This is a genomic window from Rhodothermales bacterium, from assembly GCA_034439735.1.
GTDB lineage: Bacteria > Bacteroidota > Rhodothermia > Rhodothermales > JAHQVL01 > JAWKNW01.
In genome coordinates this window covers 1-17,968 of record JAWXAX010000162.1, presented here as the reverse complement: position 1 = coordinate 17,968, position 17,968 = coordinate 1, and the positions used below count along the sequence as shown (strand labels likewise).

The window sequence follows — 17,968 nt, the reverse complement described above, 5'->3', positions numbered from 1 at the left end:
GTGGCGCTCAAAGATCGAAACCGTCGAGGCGGACCTCACGCTGCCCGCCCCGGCCCACCCGATTACACACGGCGTCCGCCCGTTCCGGCTGCTGGATGAGTATTGTTTCGATATCCGCTTCACGGAAGAAACCGCGGGCTGGACGCCGATCCTCGCCGGTGAAGGTCGATGGCGGGCCCGAGGGGAGAGGCCGCGTGTTCATCGCGCCGTATGCCGGCGAGGAGCCGAACCTCGCTCCGCTACTCCAGCGCGGTGCCGAGTGGCTCATGGCCGGCCATGAGCTGTGGAAAGAAGTGTGATTCGCATCAGAGATAGACGTCCCTACGATGTCCCACATCTGTCGCGTTCCGTGTTGGGTAGATGGATTTTTACTCGCTAACTATTTTGAAGATATGTACATCTTTTCCAGCGCCTCCAGGCAGCCGATGCCCCCGCAATGATGTATAGATGGCCGCGACCGAGTATATTCTCATCCGATCGGGCCCACTCGCCTTCTGTAAGCCATTTCGTGTACCATGCGTTCCATCCTTGAACTGCGGGCGACGCTTATCGCCAGCGCTCTGTGCGTCATCCATATCGTGCTGTCGCTTGTGTTCGGCATCGAGACGTTTGAGGGCTTTCTGGGCTTCCTGGCCCGGTTCGAGCCGCTTGAACTGGATGAGATCTTTCTCGGGCTGGTCATCGTGTTGATTGGCGCGTTGTGGGATCTTTCCGTGCTGCGCAGCCGAGAACGACGCGAGCGGGCGTTCGAGAAAAAGCGCATCAAGGCTCTGCAAGCGACGATGATCAACGCCACCGAAATCGTCAACCTGCTCGTCGCCAGCGTGAAACTCTTCCGCTACGAGGCCGAAGCCACGGGTCGGGTTTCCTCGATGGACATCGCGCGCCTCGACGCGGCCATCGGGCGCACGCACGACCAGCTGGAGGACCTGCGAAACGCCAAGACGACGCGCGACCTGCAGTCGGTCCGCCCCGGCAATGTAAACTGACCCCATCTCGACTCGTCCGCCACGTGTCCGAACAACCCCGCTACACCTTTGCCGGCGTCCATCGCCGGCGTAATGCCCTCACGGGCGATTGGGTGCTGGTCTCTCCCCACCGCGGCAAACGGCCCTGGCAGGGGCAGGTGGAGGATCTTCCCATCGATCGCCTCCCCGCGCACGACCCTGGCTGTTACCTGTGCCCCGGCAATCGGCGCGCCGGCGGGGAAGTCAATCCGAACTATTCGAATACCTTCGTTTTCGACAACGACTTCGCCGCCCTGCAGCCCGAGACGCCGGCGTGGACGTCGGGGCATCCGTTGCTGGAGGCCGCGTCCGAATCCGGCCGCTGCCGCGTGATCTGCTTTTCGCCCCGGCACGACCTCACGCTGCCCGAAATGGACCTGCCGGCCGTCCGCCGCGTCGTCGACGTCTGGGCCCAGCAGTTCGAGCAGCTCGGCGCCGATCCGGACATCGGGTACGTCCAGATCTTCGAAAACAAAGGGGCCATGATGGGGTGCAGCAACCCCCACCCCCACGGGCAGATCTGGGCGGAGCGCCGGGTGCCGGTCGAGCCGGCCCGGGAAGGCGCCCGTCAATTGGACTACTATGCCGCCCATGGCCAGGCCCTGCTGGGCGACTACCTCGATGAGGAGCGCCGGCTCGGCGACCGCCTCGTCTGCGAAAACGAGTACTTCACGGCGCTGGTACCGTACTGGGCCTTCTGGCCGTTCGAGACGCTCGTCATCGCCCGCCAACCCGCGCCCGACCTCCTGGCGCTCTCCGCCGACGCCCGCGCCGGCCTCGCCGATATCCTCCAGCGCGTCACCGTCCGGTACGATAACCTCTTCCACATCTCCTTCCCCTACTCCGCCGGCCTCCACCAGGCGCCCACCGACGGGCTCCCGCACCCCGAATGGCGGCTCCACATGCACTTCTACCCACCCCTGCTCCGCTCCGCCACCATCAAAAAGTTTATGGTGGGATATGAGATGCTGGCCAATCCGCAACGCGATATCTTGCCCGAAACAAGCGCCACCCACCTGCGAGCCATGAGCGAGCAACACTACAAAAAGGGGCTGAGCTAAAAGGACACCCCCCCTGCCCCCCTCCGCGTCTCAGCGCCTCCGCGGGAGCCCTTAACCCTGCCATGACAGACATCCTCGAAGCATTACGAAACGCCTGGTCCAGCCGCTTTGCGGATCGCGCCCCAACCGTCTGCGTCCGCGCCCCGGGCCGCGTGAACCTGATCGGCGACCACACCGACTACAACGACGGCTTCGTATTGCCCGTCACACTCGAGCAGGCCGTCTACGTCCTCGCCGCGCCGCGGGCGGACCGGCACGTGCGGCTCTACGCGCTGAATCTGGACCGCGAGGCGTCGTTTGACCTCGACGCGGCCGGCCAAGTGGGGTCTACCTGGCGCCACTACGTCAGCGGCGTCGTCGCCGAGGTCAACGCCCGGACGCCCCTGCCGCACGGGTTCGACGCGGTGATCTACGGGGACGTCCCGCTCGGCTCGGGGCTGAGTTCTTCCGCCGCCATCGAAGTGGCCTCGTTGCTCGCCCTTCAGGCGGTGTACGGGCTGGACGTCGACCCGGTCGAGGGCGCGTTGCTCTGCCAGCGGGTGGAGCACCGCTGGATCGGGTTGCAGTGTGGGATCATGGATCAGTTCGCCTCGCGCCTGGGCCGCGCCGGCCACGCGCTTTTCCTCGATTGCCGCTCGCTCCAGTACCAGGAGATCCCGATGGCCCTCGGAGATGCCGCACTGCTGATCATCGACAGCAAAGCGCCGCGCTCGCTCGCCTCGTCCAAATACAACGAGCGTCGGGGCGAGTGCGAGGCCGGCGTCGAAATCCTCCGCCGGCTCGACCCCTCGATCGCATCCCTGCGCGATGTGTCGCTCGATCTTCTGGCGCGCCATGAAGCCGCCCTGCCCGCCGTTATCTTCCGCCGCTGCCGGCACGTCGTCTCCGAAAACGCGCGCGTGGAAGCGGCCGCGACAGCGCTGCGGGCCGGCGACCTGCCCCGCCTCGGCGCCCTGATGAGCGCCTCCCACGCCAGCCTCCGCGACGACTACGCCGTGAGCAGCTCGGCCCTGGATAGGATCGTGGACACCGCGCTCGACACTGAGGGCGTCTACGGCGCGCGCCTCACCGGGGCCGGCTTCGGAGGATGTGTCGTGGCGCTGGTTGAAGCGCGGGGGGTGCCGGCGATCCAACAGCAGATCGGAGAAGCCTACCGGCAGGCGTTCCTGACGGAGGCCGAGTTCTATCAGGTGCGGAAGAACGTAGAGGCGGGGCGGGTGCGTATGTGAGTGCCTGCCCTGAGCGACACTGTCGAAGCTGGATGAGTCGAAGGGTGGGAGTATATTTCGTACTCGCCCACCACCGCGACAACAAGACGTAGTCTCATGCCGCACCTACCCCCAACCGACCCCTCAAACGGCTACGACGCCCTCTCCGCGGAATTTATCGCCGCCCGGGATCGCTCGACAATCGGCGTGGCCAGCGTCCGGGCCTGGGCGAGGACGTTACCTCCGGGCGCCGCGGTCCTCGAGCTCGGGTGTGGGCATGGCGTGCCGATCTCTGAAGCGCTCGTCGATGAAGGCGTGACCCTGTTCGGCCTCGATGCCTCCCCCAGGATGATCGCTGCCTTCCGCACCCGCCTCCCCGGAGTGGAAGCCGTATGTAGCCCGGTCGAGGACTCCGATTTTTTCGGCCGGACGTTCGACGGCGTGGTGGCGTGGGGGTTGTTTTTTCTGCTCTCGCCCGCTGCCCAGGAAACCCTGATCCACAGGGTGGCGGCTTCGCTGCATCCGGGCGGATCGTTTCTGTTCACCTCGCCCGGGCAGCGCTGCGAATGGCAGGACGTCCTGACCGGGCAGGTATCCGTGTCGCTGGGCTCCGAGGCCTATCGGCGGGTAGTGGAAGCAGCCGGCCTGGCGCTTGCGTACGAGGCCAACGACGAAGGGGAGAACCATTACTACGTGGCGCGGAGGTAAAAACCGAGCGCGGGGTCACCCGATTTTAAACCAGATCTCACTCCGGAACTTCATCCCCGCTTGCGAGGGTATGGTGTAGTACACAGGCCGCATTGTACCTTGCTACTGTGCCGCGGTTATAAAGCTATGAGCGCACCTGTCCATCGTGTTTGGCCCTGATGATGGACTGCGACGGACGTATCGGGGTGAAACCCCCTGATAATCATAAGAAAAGAACCTGTATGGCACGATTTGACCGAATTACCTTTGATCCCGCCGTGATGGGAGGCAAACCCTGCATCCGTGGTCAGCGCGTGACCGTCGGCACGGTGCTGGGTCTACTTGCAGCAGGACGCACCGGAGACGAAATCCTAAAAGCGTATCCCTATCTTGAAGCCGAGGATATCGATCAGTGCCTGGCCTATGCGGCGTGGCGTATGGAGGAACGCGAAGTACCGCTGGCGGCCGCATGAGTATCCAGCTGGTGATCGACATGAACCTTTCGCCTGACTGGGTCGATCTGCTCTCGAAACACGCATGGCGTTGCACCCACTGGTCGACGAATGGTGATCCCCGCGCTACTGACAGCGAGATCATGGGCTGGGCTCGGAAGAACGATCACGTAGTGTTTACTCACGACCTTGACTTCGGAACCATGTTGGCCGTGACCCATGCATCCGGCCCCAGTGTTATTCAGGTACGTGGTCAGAATGTGTTGCCCGATCACATGGGTTCGATTGTCCTGGCGGCGCTGAAACAACACGAAAGAGATCTGGCGGCAGGCGCCCTCGTCGTGGTGGATGAATCGAAATCGCGGGTCAGGGTGCTGCCACTTTGATGAGTATGAATGGGCGCCTGGGACTCATACGCTGCAACGTGAGTCTATACCCCGCCGGCGTGTATTTCGTAAGGCTCGCTGGTGAAGCGATCATGCGCTCATTTGTCATCATTAGATGAACGGAGTAGGCCTATGTACCTCTCGGTCAAGAGCGTCGTTGCCGGCGAAGATTATATCCTCACCGTTGAATTCGACAACGGCAAACGTGGGATGTTGGATATGAAGCCCTTCCTGGATTTTGGCGTCTTTCAGAAGCTCAAAGATCGCGCGGAATTCGAGCGCGTTCGTGTTGCATTTGACACCATCGAATGGGAGTCAGGGGCGGATCTCGATCCTGAATTCGTGTATGCCAGGTGTCGCGTTTAACCGAATCCTTGTCTTCCGCTACTCCACCGCCGGCACCGGCCCCAGCACGTCTTCCACCGACAGGTACTCGATCTTCCCGAGCTTCATGTCTTTGATCTGCTCCTCTATCACCGACCGGTCGCCAACGACGACGATCGCGAGATTGTCCGGGTCGATGTATTTCCGGGCGGCGCGTTGCACGTCGGCCGCGGTGACGGCGAGGATGCGGCGCTGGTAGGTGTCGAAGTGGTCCTCGGGCAGGGTGTTCGCCAGCAGGTCTTCGATCTGGCCGGCTACGTCGCCCACCGTCTGGAACGCCTGGGGATACTGGAGGGCTTCGTAGTTTTTGGCCCGGTCCAGCTCGTCGGCCGGGATCGGGTTGCGGATGGTACGGAGCTCCTTCATGAACTCGGCCAGCGCCGGCCCGGTGACGTCCGTTTGTACCGAAGCCGTCGCGAGGAAAGGCCCGGGCACGGGGCGGAAGCCGAAGCTGGAGCCGGCGCCGTACGAGTACCCTTTGTCCTCGCGGAGATTCTGGTTCAGGCGGGAAGAAAACGAGCCGCCGAGGATGGTGTTGAGCACGGTCATCGCGTAATAATCCTCGGTATCGCGCGCGGCGCCGATACGGCCGATGCGGATGACCGACTGCGCGGCGCCGGGTTTATCCACCAGATAGATGGTCCGTCCCTTCACCTGCCGGGGCGGGGTGACGGCTGCCTTAGGGTTCTCGCCGGCCGGCCAGCTCCCAAACGCCGTGGTCAACGCCGGCTCGATGCTGGCCCGCGTCACGTCGCCGACGACGACCAACGACGCATTGGCCGTGTGGAAGTAGGTGCGGTGGAACTGCTGGAGGTCGGCCGCCGTGAAGCCGCGCAGACTGGCCTCGGTGCCGGCGGCGCGGATGCCGTACGGATGGTCTGCGCCAAAGAGCGTGCGGTTGTAAAGCGCCGCGGCGATGGCGTTGGGTTCGTCGTGGGCCTGGACAAGGTCGGTGAGGCGGTCCACGCGCAAGCGCTCGAGTTCCTCGCCGGAGAAGTCGGGACGGAGCGCCACGTCGGCCATGAGCGGCAGGGCCTCCGCCAGCTTGGATAGGGGGGTAAAGAGATCCACCGAGGCCGTGTGCAGGCCGGCGCCCGTGGATAGCGAAGCCCCGAGGAAGTCGATGGCGTCCGCCAGCGCGAGCGCGTCGCGGCCGCCGGCGCCTTCATCCATCATGTCGAGCGTGAGGCTGGCGAGGCCGGACTTGCCGGCGGGGTCATCCACCGAGCCGGTGCGGACGAGCAGGGTGAGCTGCACAAGGGGCACCTGGTGCTTCTCCATCAGAACGACCTCCAGGCCGTTGGACAACACAAACCGCTCGAATTCGGGTGCATCGAGTAGCGGCGGCGGGCCGGGAAGCGGCGGCGCCGAACGGTCGACCTGCGCAAAGGCGGACGGGGCGAGGAGGAGCGCCAGGACGGTGAGGATGAGTTTCATAGAGGGTGAGGCATTCTTTGGGAGGTTTATTCGCTTCGCTCATCAGTCGCTTCGCTCGTGTCTCCACTCGTGCACGCGTCCGCGGCGAACTCGGTCGAGATGTGATTCTTGGTTTGGCGAATTCTAACAGACAAGACTACTGCCCCGCCGGCACCAGCTGGGGTGCGAGGTCGGTGGCGCCTTCGGGGACGACGCCGAGGACGACACGGCCGTCGTCGCGGAGGAACGAGCGGGCCATGGCCTGGATGTCGTTGGGGCGGACGGCCTTGAACCGGGCGAGGTCTTCGTTGAAATACCCCGGGTTGCGCGTGAAGTAGTAGTAGTTGTTCAACATCTCGGCCTTCCCGCTGAACCCTCCGATGCTTTGCAACTGATCCAGAAACTGCGCCTCGTACTGGTTGACGGCGCGGCCGAGTTCGCGTTCGGTGGGTGGTTCGGCCTTGATCTTGTCGATCTCTTCCTGGATCACTGTCTGCAGCTCGCTGAGCGACACGCCCGGCCGCGCGGTGGCGACGATGAAAAACGAGGAGGAGAGCTTGTTGGAATTCTGGAAGGCGAAGACGTCCTGCGCGATCTGGAGGTCGTACACCAGGCGGTTGTACAGCCGGGCATTTTTCCCGCCGGCGAAGATGTCGGCCAGCAGCTGCATTTCGGCGTCGCCGGGGGTAAAGGCCGGCGGCGTCAGCCAGGCCATGTAGAGGCGCGGGAGCTGTACGTCGTCCTCCAGCACCATCCGTTTTTCGGTGTCGAGGTAGGCGGGTGGCGCATCCACGGGCAGAACGGGCTGGCCGCCGGGCACGTCGCCGAACCACTTTTCGACAAGCACGCGGGCCTCGTCGACGGTCACGTCGCCCGAGATGGCCAGGCTGGCGTTATTCGGGCCGTAAAAGCGTTTAAAGAAGTCGACCACATCCTCATAACTCGCCGCCGACAGGTGGTCCATGTAGCCGATCGTCGGCCAGTGGTACGGATGGTCGGGCGCGTACAGGGCCTCGCCGAGGGTGGGGAAGGCGAGGCCGTAGGGGCGATTTTCGTAGGACTGCCGACGTTCGTTTTTCACCACATCCCGCTGGCCATCCACCTTTTCTGGCGACATGGCGTCGAGCAGGTAGCCCATCCGGTCGGACTCCAGGAAAAGCGCCAGCTCCAGCCCGTTGCTGGGTACATCCTCGTAATAATTCGTCCGGTCCCCGGTGGTCGAGCCGTTATTGTTGCCGCCGGCGGCCTCCAGCCACTCGTCGAATTTCCCCTCGGGCACATTCCCCGATCCCTCGAACATGATGTGCTCGAAGAGGTGCGCAAAGCCAGTACGGCCCGCCTTCTCGCTGCCGGAGCCGACGTGGTACCACATGTTGACGCTTACGAAAGGCGTCGAGTGGTCCTCGTGGACAAGGACGGTGAGGCCGTTGTCGAGTGTGAACTGGCTGTAGGGGACGTCGATGTCCTGGGCGGTAACGGGTGACGGCTGGATCAGCGTCAGGGACACGAGGATAAGGCTCATCGCGACGAGGCTAGCGCGATGTACCTTTCCGCCTCGCCCGTCTTCCTCGCGAACGCGGGGATCCATCCCCCGGACTGGCTTATTTCTGGCGTGTTGAGCAGCCTGCGCCTCCAGGAGACGTGCCTGGTCGTCCGAGATATGTAACGTAATGGTCATAGTCTGTTGATGGTTGGCAAGGTTTTTACCGAGAGCCTCTCAACTGGTTGCTCAATTCCTCGTAGCGCCGGCTCTGCCGCCGGTCCAGCGTGCTGGCGTCGACGGTTTGCAGCAGCCGGCGGGCGCTGGCCACATCCCGCTCTTCCGCGAGCCGGCCGGCGTATTCAAGACGCAGCGTATTGGCCCGATCCGTCCGCCCCTGCGCTTCATAGCCCTGCGCCAGCATCGTCACGAGGCGGGGTTCGATGGGGAGGAGGGGTAGGTCGTTGCGGCGGGCGACGCGGTCGTTGTAGGTGTCGCGCTTTTCGAGGGCGTTCTCGAGTTGGAAGATGGCCGAGGTCAGCGGCTGGTCGCTTTCCCAGATGCCCAGCGTGGCGTACATGATGCCGAGCGTGCGGTGGAAGGCGTAGATCTTGCGCCAGTCGGAGGTCTTATAGGCCCGTCCTTTCCCCTGGAACAGGGAGCTCGAATAGGTCTCCATAAGGTCGCTCACGGTATCCAGGTCGCCCCGTTCGACGTACAGTTCGCTCAGGCTGACCAGGGCGTCGAGGTCGATTTCCCGATCCGCCGTCCGGCTCAGGCGGAGGGCGTGGAGGTAGTAGGCCTCGGCCTCCTTCGGATAGTCGAGATGCCGAAACCAGTCGCCCAGCGAGCGGAGCAGGATGCGATAGCCTTCGCGGGGCCACCAGCCCTCGTCAGGGTCTTCTTCGCTGTCGCCTTTGTCGGCCCACCAGGTCTGGGGGAAGTCCTCCAGCGCCGGCGGCTTTTCGTGGGCGGCGATCACCTCCCGAACCCCCGGCCCGATGTCCGTGTCGTCGGTGAGGCCACGCAGGAGGCGGGCTATTTCGAGCTGGTCGGTCGCTTTTTCGGTTTCCGGCAGAAACAGAACGGCCCCGTACCGCGCTCGGGCGAGCCCCACGACCACACACGTCAGGAGCTCGAGTTTCTGGCCGGCGGTCGCGCGATCTGGCGCGCCGGTGGTGTGCATCCGGGTGAGGGTGTGCAGGGCGGCGAGGGTGGCGCCGACTTCCCGCCGGCGTTCGATCTCCTCCCACAGGTGGGTGATGAGCGCCGGCACGTCGGCCTCGGCATAAACCGCGTTGAGGCCATCGCGCGCCTCGGTCAGGTCGGGGCGCTCGTCGAGTGCCCACTGGTAATAATGCGCGGCGTCGCGCGGCTTACCCTGCGCGCGCAGCAGGTTGGCCAGGTTCAGGGCGTAAAACGCTTTGTATTCGTCTTCGAGCCCGATCGCGCGTCGGTAGAGCGCGACGGCCTCCTCGCCGCGGCCGGTATCGACATACAGCTTGCCGAGGTTGTTGAGCGCGCTGCCCGATTCGGGCTGGAGCGTCAGATACCGCTCGTAGTGCGTGATGGCGCGGGCGACATCCCCCCCTCTTTTTTGCTCGACGGAGCGCTGCTGGAGCGCGAGCCCGAGATTAAACTCGAACGACGCCTCCATGTCTACATCGCGCACGGCCCTCGCCTCGGTGAGCCCTTCTTCGAGAAGGAGGATGGCCCGGTCGAATTCGCGTGTTTTGAGGACTTCTCGGGCTGTGGTGAACTTGACGCGCGTGGACGTGCTCGTACTCTGGCCGGCGGCGGAGCCGGGGGCGAGTACGAGTAGGAGCAGGAGTGTAAGAAGGTGAGTGCGCATGTTACATCCCTCCTGGTGTTTCTTCGGTGATCAGGCCGCCCGCGGTGTGCATGAACGGGCGCCGACTGTATTTCACCATGAACAGCTGCATCTCCTTGAGGTGCGTGTTGCTCAGGACGGAGCGGATGGTTTGCCACTGGTCGGCCACGGCGTCACCGGGGTCGAGTTCTATGTTGGGGTACTCGAAACAGCGCTGGCCGTCGCCGGAGCACGAGATGGCGACGAGGATGTCGTCCGCGAAGCCGGGCGCACTCAGCGCGCCGGTCGGGCGGAGGAGCATGCGGCCCTGGGTGGCGACGCCGGCGAAGGACGACGTGAAGCTGGCGCGGAACTGGGTCGTGTCCTCGGGAAAATAGGCGGAATATCGGATCGGGATGGGCAACACGTTGGTGCCGGCGTCGAAATCGAAGAGCGGGCTGGGCGAGGTGATGAGGGCGAGCGGGATGTGGCCGAGGAATTTCCGGGTGAGCACGGCGCCGAAGGTATCGGTGAGGTGGCCCTCCATCCAACGCTCGATTTCGGCGGTCAGCCGGGTCGGGTCCTGGGAGAATTTTTCGTCGATGGCGTCGAAAACAATCGGGTTGCAGTGGATCCGGCCGTCGAAGTCCGCCTTGCCGAGGTCGAGCAGTTCGGTGCCGGCCACAAAGGCGTAAACGTGAGCGCGGATCTCATCGCCCAGGGTACGCTGGATTCCCTCGATGTCGATGATCAGGCGGTGATGGCTGGTTTCGGTCGGCGCCGGCCCGGTTTTCCAGACGATGAAGTCGAGCCCACCCAGTTCGTCGATGTGCTGGACGAAGGCCTCGGCGAGGTCGAACTCGAGCGTGGCGATGCTGGCAGGAAGCTGGTCCTGATACAGTGCGGCCGAGATCTTGACCTCGACATACACCTCGGGAAAATCGCCCGGGGCATCGTCTTGCGCGTGCACCGGCAAGAGGAAGAGGATGCCAGGGAGCATTCCGGCTAGGAAGCGGGATAAAGCGGCCTGAGGACGCATGGTTCGGGTGCCGGGTTATTTGAGGATTTCGAGCGTGTACGGGGCGTCGGGTACAGTAGTACGTAGGCTGAACAACGCATTGGGTTCCGGGTCGGCTGTTCGCACGACTTCGACGAGCAGCACGTCGCCGGCTTCTAGGCGACGGGTGACGACGACCTCCTGCGCCGGCCCGGTCGTCCGGTCGAGCAGCTGGTCGATCTGCGCGGGGTCGTCCGTCAGGCTGCGGAGGTAATCGTTGAGCCGGCCGAAGCGCTCGGACTCTGGCGTCCGCGCCACGATCCGCTCGACACGCTCGCGGTCCTCCCCGATACAATAGATGCGTTGCCGCATCGTATCAACCGACACGACGCGGTCGCCGATTTCGATCCGCAGCCGAATCGGGGAGGCGACGGGGCCGTCCACCTGGGGGAGGCGTTGCAGCAGCTGTGGCCCCGGGGCGATGCAGACGGTGCGCGCGTTGAGGTCGTCGTAGCCGGCGCGCAGCGTGCGCCAGCCTACCGTCCCGAGCAGCAGGAGTACGATCAGAACGGGCAGTTTAACGACACCGAGCAGGGACTGCCACCACGGCGGCGTCGGTCGGTTGAGCTCCCAGTCGGATGATTTGATCTCGCCCGCGGAGATGTACGGGCTCCAGTAGGCCTCGACGAAGTCCCGGTTGAAGAAGTCGCTGTGGGCGAAGTTGTGAAACCGGTCGCGCACCCGGCTTTTCCCGAATCCGAACGTCCCGGAAGGGCCGAAGCCCCAGGTCATGAATTTCGCCATCACCGGCCAGATGTCGCGCGTGCCGCAGTCATTCAAGATCTCGCTTTTGACCCGGTCCGCTACTTTATCCCACCGAAAATCCTGGGGGATGATGGAGCCGCAGAGGATGAGCCGATGGAGGGTGATGTCGGTCTCGTTGTCGAGCATCTGCGCCGTCGCGAAGGTGCCGAAGCTATGGGCGATGACCGTCAGACGGGCATCGGGATACTGTTTCCGGATATCACGCAGTTCCCGGGCGAGCTGTTGGACGGGGCCGTGGCGGGTGAAGACGGGCGTCAGAAACCGGAACATGCTGAAGTAGCCATACCGGATGGGGATGACCTTCTGCACGCTCGGTTCGTTCCCCAGGCAGTGCATCACCATTTCCGCCCAGGGCGCCTGGGTACGGATGCCGTGGACGAGGACGACGATCTGGGGAGCGTTATCGGTGTGGGCTGGAGTGGGCATGGTGATAATCGATGGTTCATAGTCGATGGTCGATAGTTGATGGTTGATAGTTAATTCGACCATCGATCATTGACTATCAACAATAAACCATCGACCATTGACCATCGACAGGGAATATAGCCGCGCCGGGATGGTTCGGCAATCGGCATCGCGCCATAGCCTCTTCCCACGACCCGCCCCGAGCCCATGATTGTCAAACGCGTCCTCCTTTCAGGTCTCCTTGTCGCCGTCATCGCAACCGGTTGCTCGTCGCCGCCAGCCAATCACCCCGATGATTGGGCCGTCTACCGGGGCGATGACCACGCGTCGGGCTTCTCCACACTGGCCCAGATCGACACGGCCAACGTGCAGCACCTGGCGCTCGCCTGGACCTTCGAGCCGCCGGGAGAAGAGCGGCTCACGATAGAATGCAATCCGATTGTGATCGACGGGGTGCTCTACGCGCTGTCCCCCGGCCTCCGCGCCTTTGCGCTGGATGCGGCCACCGGGAACATGCGCTGGTTTTTCGACCCGGACGACTACGGCGTCCGCCCCTGGAACGGGCAGCCGCACGGACGCGGCCTGGCCTACTGGGCCGATGGGAGCGATCGCCGGCTATTCTATGTCGCAGGCGGCCGGCTCTTCGCGCTCGATGCAGGTACCGGCAAACCCATACCCGCCTTCGGCGAAAACGGCTCGGTCGATTTTGGCCTGGGGATCGATCGCGACCTCCAAGGCCGGCCGATGAGCGCCACGACTCCGGGCATCGTCTTCGAGGATTTGCTCATCATCGGATCCACTTCGGGTGACGGCATCCTCAACGTCCCGCCCGGCGACATCCGCGCTTTTAATGTGCGGACCGGCGCCCTCGCGTGGGTCTTCCGCACGATCCCGCGCCCCGGCGAGTTCGGGTATGATACGTGGTCGCCGGATTCCTGGGAACGCGTCGGCGGCGCGAACAACTGGGCGGGGATGAGTCTGGATGCCGGGCGAGGCATGGTGTACGTACCGACAGGGTCGGCGACCTACGATCACAACGGCTCGGACCGCATCGGCATCAACCTCTTCGCCAACACGCTGCTCGCGCTGGATGCCCGTACGGGCGAGCGCATCTGGCACTTCCAGGCGGTCCATCACGATCTGTGGGATTATGACCTGCCGGCCGCGCCGACCCTCGTTGATGTGCAGATCGACGGGCACCTCCGGCCGGCGCTGGCGCAGACGACCAAGATGGGGCATCTTTTTGTGCTCGACCGCGTGACCGGCGAGCCCATCTTCCCCATCGAGGAGCGCCCGGTGCCGCAGTCTACCATCTCCGGCGAGCAGTCCTGGCCAACGCAGCCCTTCCCCACGAAGCCGCCGGCCTACGCGAAGCAGGGCTTCACCGAGGCCGACATTACCGATCTGACACCGGAAGCTACGGCCGACATCAAGAAGCGTCTCTTCGACCGATTCGGGCCGTCCGTCCTTTTCGAGCCCCCCTCGGAACGCGGCGCCATCTATGCCCCGCAGTTCAACGGCGGCACCGACTGGGGCGGCGGCGCGGTCAATCCAACCACGGGGATGTTTTTTGTCAACGCCAGTAATGAGCCCGAAACGATGACGATGTTGCCCGCGCCGGCAAACGCCAACCACGATTTCGACTGGGTGGCCGACGGGCACATCGAGGTCTACGACCCCGAGGGCTTCCCCATCTCGAAGCGCCCCTGGGGGACGATGAACGGGATCGACCTCAACACGGGCAACATCGTGTGGCAGGTCCCGCTCGGCACCTACCCCGAACTCGAAGCCCGGGGCCTACCGCCGACGGGCACCTTCAACATCGGAGGACCTATCGCCACCGCCGGCGGACTCGTCTTCATCGCCGCCACCCGCGACGAGCGTATCCGGGCGTTCCATCAACGCACGGGCGAAATGCTCTGGGAGTACCAGCTCCCGGCCGGCGGCTACGCCACGCCGTCGACCTACGCGGTGAACGGCAGGCAATATGTCGTCATCGGAGCCGGCGGAGGCGGCAAGGCCGGGACGAAGCAGGGGAACGCGTATGTGGCGTTTGCGCTGCCCGACACTCGTTAATTGCCGAGCACCCCGCTGGGCGTTACCTTTTTCTTGACGACGGCGAACTTGAGGGTTTTACTCGTCACGCCCGGCACCTCGACATGGATCAGGTAGATCCCGCTGCCGATAGGCAGACCGCTGTCGGTTTCCAGATCCCAGGTGATGAAGCGGTCCGGACTGTTTTTGGAGATGGTCTTGATCAGCGTCCCGTTGAGGGTGAAAACGCGGATCGTAGCCTCGGGGGGCAGGTTGGTGAAACGCACCTCGTCGGTCCCCCGGCTCCGCTCGTAGATCGATGCCCCGATGTACGGGTTGGGGACGACGCCGATGGCCGCGACGTCGATCGGCCCCTCGGTTGGCACCACGCCGAAGCCGCGGGTGTCGATGGTGAAGACATCGCCGGCGCGGGCCGGCTTGTTCGTGTAAATCCGAAAGACGGTCCCCACTTCGGGCAGGGGCGCGTTGACCGTTGGCAAGGTGCCGCCATTGAAGTTGACCAGCACGGTGCGGCCAAGGACTTCGCCACCCGTTTCGGTGGTTACACCAGCGAAGAAGTCCCGATACCCCTGCTCGCCGGCACTCTGGTCGACGGGCAGATTCCAGTACACCCAGTCGGTGAACGGGTCGTTGTCGCCGCCCGAGATCGGGTGGTCACCCCCGAGGTCAAACACCAGACTGTCCGTACCCGCGGCACACGCTTCTTCGCAGATCCCGGGAATCAGGCGGAGATCGTCGCTGGGGTCGCCGAACGAGCCGACGCCCACGCGCCAGAGTTCGAAGGGTACTTCGGCAAAGGCGCCATCCTCACGGGGGTCATTGTCAACGTGGCGCCAGGCGAGGCAGTCGGTCATTTCGATTACGCCGTTGATGCCGGCGGCGCAGGCCGGCGTGAAGCGCATCTCCCAGTCGAAGTCGGCCAAACGGGTGCGGTTGTCGTTGCGGAGCGAACGACTGACGAAATTGCCCGCAAACGCTGGATCTCCGTCGAAGTTGATGATCGATGCTCCGCCGGCGTGGAAGCCCCAGTTTGCGCCGCTAACCTGCTGGATGCCGGAGTTCGGCCGATCGCTGAACGGATAGGTCCCCTCGGGCGTGATGCCGGACTCCACGAGTGTCGGAAAGCCGGAGCTGTTAAAGGCAAACGCGCCCATGTCGGGCGGGTCGATGGGGCCGGCGCTGTTGGCCACCGCGGCGAAGGCCTTAATGCCGAAATCGGGACCCAGGACGGAGAATCGCAGCCCGTCGATGACGGCCACGCCCTCCCTCAGCGGCGCCGGCCGGCCGTTGGCCGAGCCGTCGAAGACGACCAGGCCGTCGCGCTTGATGTCGTACGTACTCGCCGTGGCGCGGGCGGTCTTCGCGGCGGTGGCCGGCGCCGGGTCGATGGCATCCTCTTCGCGGAGGGCAGCCGGGGCGTCGACTTCGATGTCGTAAAATTCCACGGTGTAGGTGGCCTGCCGTACCCGTCCCGGGCTCACGACGTCCACCCACACAAAGCCGTCAGTAGGCCGGTTGGAGAAACCGATGAGATCGGGCTCCGCCAGGTTTTCGGCCGCCTCGCGGCTGGCCTCGGGGATGTCCTCCAGGGTGCGAGCGGGGGTGACGGTCACCCGCGCGACGTCGCCGCGCAGGATGCGGGGGAAGGAGATTTCGTTGTAGGCGTAGGCGCGCACGCCGAGGTGGTAAGTCCGGTAGTTGGTGAGGCCGGCGATGCGATGGAAATGCTGGACACCGGAGTCGGTGCCGCGAGCGAGTTCTTCGTTGAGTTCGTTGGGGAGGCCCTCGACGATGCGGGTGACGCCGTTGACGAGGTCGTAGGTGGCGATGACGGCGCCCACCGAGTCGGCCTCGGAGGTGAACTGGAGGATGTCGTAGCCCTCGAAGCGATAGTAGCGCTCAGAGAGGGAGGTGCCGGGGTCGGCGAGGGCGAGGGGATCGAACTGGCGGTAGCCGTCCAGGTAGTTGTTGGAGGAGGCCGGGTTGGACCACTCGAGGACGACCTCGCGGTCGGTGGCGGTGGCGGTGACGAGGGGGCCCCCGGGGGGTGTCGCGAGCTGGAAGTTGTTGTCGAACAGGGCCTGGACGGCCTGGTCGGCGCGGCGGAGGGCGGCGACGGATTCCCAGTTGTCGGTGCCTTTTGCGAAAACCACAGCGAACGTGATCTCTTGGAAGTCACCCGGGTTGAGCTGGAAGGGGCCGGTGGCAATGACAAATTGACGATCAGCCGGCGAGATAGGAGGGACCGATGAGGTGAAGGGGTCCGGGTTTCGTTCGGTCCAGCCCGTATTCGAGTACGGATCACCCGAAAACATGAAACGCGTGGGGATGGTCGATCCACCCCCTACACGATCCCGCCCATTGCCGCCATATGTGATTGGTAGTCCGTCTCGCGCATGTCCATTCATGTAGTTATAAAATTCGACCGGTGTAACGGGGTCGCCGGTCCAACTACTACCGCCCCCGTTAAAAAACACAAAAGATGTCATAGGGAGGTTACGAAAGCCATGTAGTAGATGGCCGCCGACCCTGGCTGTATCCGTGGGCGAAGGGACGATGGGGCCTTGAACAAAATCGTATCCAAGCGCCGGAGGAGGCGAACCATATCCGTAAATGGAGTTGTCATCGTTGTCGGCGTTGAAGACATACCCAATTCCCAGCGTCGAGTCTGATCCAACATAATCATCCGAGAAGTTGCCAAGATCGGGATCGATATACATGCCGAAGTACGTTCGATTCAGGGGGAGGGCATTTCGTACGTAGATTTGGAAGCGATAAAAAGTCGCATCGCCAATAGGGCCTATTGGCAGAAATTTGTCATCTCCCGTTCGTGCTACCTGCCTGAAGGCGAAGGCAGATCCATGCATTTCGATACCAATAGGCTCACCGTTTGAACGTTCATGCACGTTGCCTACATCATTCATGACCCACCAGATCATCTGATCGCCGAGAATCGCCGGCCGCTCGCCGGCCTCCAGGTCGATCACACGGTCTTTTCGCTGGGCGAGCGGGACGTTGATGTCGAAAGCCAGCTCTTCGCCGGCTTCATCGATCTCTCCATCCCCATCGTCGTCGACGCTATTGTTCGTGGGTGCGAGGGTGGGCGCCCCGAGGCCGGTGGGCCAATCGCGTAGATCGTTTGTAGGGATGCCGGTGGCTTCGTACGCCTCAATGTCTGAACGATAGATGTTGTAGAGACGGTCGTACGCCGAGCAGTCCGAAGGCGGGTTGCCATTGTCGTCGATTGGGCCGGCCCAGAACTCCCATGGGCCATAGGTCGTGCCAGCGGCGCGGGGGGTTGTTTCTGAGCCAACATATCCGGCGATCCAGATGTTCGTCGCAAAGATGGCGTGCGTAGGGGAGCCCTTCGGTACATTGTAGACATGTGGCTCGCCCCGGTAAAAGAGCCCTCCATTGTTCAGAATCCGGGCGCGGACGTTGTTGACGTCCAGGTACGCCTCGCCGAGCGCGGGAGAGCATGTGCCTACGGATTGCGCCCGGGCGATGCCTGCCAGCGCGGCGGCAGCAAACGCGATAACAGCCAGGCGAAGCAGGGTCCGCCGGCCATGGTTCGCAAACGATGTGGCCATGGTGCCTTACGATGAGGAATGCCGGCGGCATCACGGCCGGCCTAACACCAAATGTATGACGGAACGGGGGGTTCGTAAAGGGCAGAAATTAATGCAAAGTGCAACGTTAATACTTCGGACAGTTTACAAATCAGGGCACTGCCGCTTGAAAAATCAGGCCCCTCCCCGTATCAAGTACGGGGCAGGCTCTCGATTCGAGGAGGGG

At 63.6% G+C, this 17,968-nt stretch carries 15 protein-coding genes; 8 read left to right on the top strand and 7 right to left on the bottom strand.

Translation table 11 applies throughout. The annotated features are described in order from the left end of the window. Positions 1-7 precede the first annotated feature (7 nt). A complete protein-coding gene (locus tag SH809_12305) occupies positions 8-202 on the bottom strand; it encodes a hypothetical protein (GenBank protein ID MDZ4700481.1) in 195 nt (64 codons plus the stop codon). A 313-nt stretch (positions 203-515) separates the two neighbouring features. On the opposite strand from SH809_12305, the gene SH809_12300 reads away from it, so the two are divergent. The 7 genes from SH809_12300 (at position 516) to SH809_12270 (ending at position 5,167) form a co-directional block, all read left to right on the top strand. Next, positions 516-989, top strand: coding sequence for a hypothetical protein (locus tag SH809_12300; protein ID MDZ4700480.1), 474 nt, complete (start codon positions 516-518; stop codon positions 987-989). A gap of 23 nt (positions 990-1,012) precedes the next feature. Beyond that, the gene (locus SH809_12295) at positions 1,013-2,068 is read left to right on the top strand and encodes a UDP-glucose--hexose-1-phosphate uridylyltransferase (protein MDZ4700479.1); all 1,056 of its coding nucleotides are present in this window, start codon (positions 1,013-1,015) and stop codon (positions 2,066-2,068) included. Between the two features lie 62 nt (positions 2,069-2,130). Next, positions 2,131-3,297 (top strand): galactokinase, encoded by a 1,167-nt coding sequence (galK, locus tag SH809_12290; GenBank protein MDZ4700478.1) that lies wholly within the window; start codon positions 2,131-2,133, stop codon positions 3,295-3,297. 96 nt (positions 3,298-3,393) lie between these two features. Beyond that, positions 3,394-3,984 carry a class I SAM-dependent methyltransferase gene (locus SH809_12285; GenBank protein ID MDZ4700477.1) on the top strand — a complete coding sequence of 197 codons (591 nt, stop codon included), beginning with the start codon at positions 3,394-3,396 and terminating at the stop codon, positions 3,982-3,984. 221 nt (positions 3,985-4,205) lie between these two features. Further along, positions 4,206-4,436 (top strand): DUF433 domain-containing protein, encoded by a 231-nt coding sequence (locus SH809_12280; protein ID MDZ4700476.1) that lies wholly within the window; start codon positions 4,206-4,208, stop codon positions 4,434-4,436. Beyond that, a complete protein-coding gene (locus tag SH809_12275; GenBank protein ID MDZ4700475.1) occupies positions 4,433-4,801 on the top strand; it encodes a DUF5615 family PIN-like protein in 369 nt (122 codons plus the stop codon). Before SH809_12280 ends, SH809_12275 begins: the two co-directional genes overlap by 4 nt. Before the next feature lie 132 nt (positions 4,802-4,933). After that, positions 4,934-5,167, top strand: coding sequence for a DUF2442 domain-containing protein (locus SH809_12270; protein ID MDZ4700474.1), 234 nt, complete (start codon positions 4,934-4,936; stop codon positions 5,165-5,167). A gap of 18 nt (positions 5,168-5,185) precedes the next feature. Here SH809_12270 and SH809_12265 read toward each other — a convergent pair whose 3' ends face one another. From SH809_12265 to SH809_12245, 5 genes are all read right to left on the bottom strand, one after another. Continuing rightward, positions 5,186-6,622 carry a pitrilysin family protein gene (locus tag SH809_12265; GenBank protein ID MDZ4700473.1) on the bottom strand — a complete coding sequence of 479 codons (1,437 nt, stop codon included), beginning with the start codon at positions 6,620-6,622 and terminating at the stop codon, positions 5,186-5,188. 136 nt (positions 6,623-6,758) lie between these two features. After that, entirely contained in the window at positions 6,759-8,279 is a 1,521-nt protein-coding gene (locus tag SH809_12260) for a pitrilysin family protein (protein ID MDZ4700472.1), read from the bottom strand. Between the two features lie 25 nt (positions 8,280-8,304). Next, positions 8,305-9,933, bottom strand: coding sequence for a tetratricopeptide repeat protein (locus SH809_12255; protein ID MDZ4700471.1), 1,629 nt, complete (start codon positions 9,931-9,933; stop codon positions 8,305-8,307). Position 9,934: 1 nt separating this feature from the next. Next, positions 9,935-10,891 (bottom strand): hypothetical protein, encoded by a 957-nt coding sequence (locus tag SH809_12250; GenBank protein ID MDZ4700470.1) that lies wholly within the window; start codon positions 10,889-10,891, stop codon positions 9,935-9,937. Between the two features lie 54 nt (positions 10,892-10,945). Next, the gene (locus tag SH809_12245) at positions 10,946-12,139 is read right to left on the bottom strand and encodes a hypothetical protein (protein MDZ4700469.1); all 1,194 of its coding nucleotides are present in this window, start codon (positions 12,137-12,139) and stop codon (positions 10,946-10,948) included. A 186-nt stretch (positions 12,140-12,325) separates the two neighbouring features. Between SH809_12245 and SH809_12240 the strand changes: the two genes are divergently transcribed. Next, positions 12,326-14,194, top strand: coding sequence for a pyrroloquinoline quinone-dependent dehydrogenase (locus tag SH809_12240; GenBank protein ID MDZ4700468.1), 1,869 nt, complete (start codon positions 12,326-12,328; stop codon positions 14,192-14,194). Here SH809_12240 and SH809_12235 read toward each other — a convergent pair. Beyond that, positions 14,191-17,763, bottom strand: a complete 3,573-nt coding sequence (locus SH809_12235) for a T9SS type A sorting domain-containing protein (protein ID MDZ4700467.1) — start codon at positions 17,761-17,763, stop codon at positions 14,191-14,193. The two genes, SH809_12240 and SH809_12235, sit on opposite strands and share 4 nt — an antisense overlap. Between the last annotated feature and the right edge of the window lie 205 nt (positions 17,764-17,968).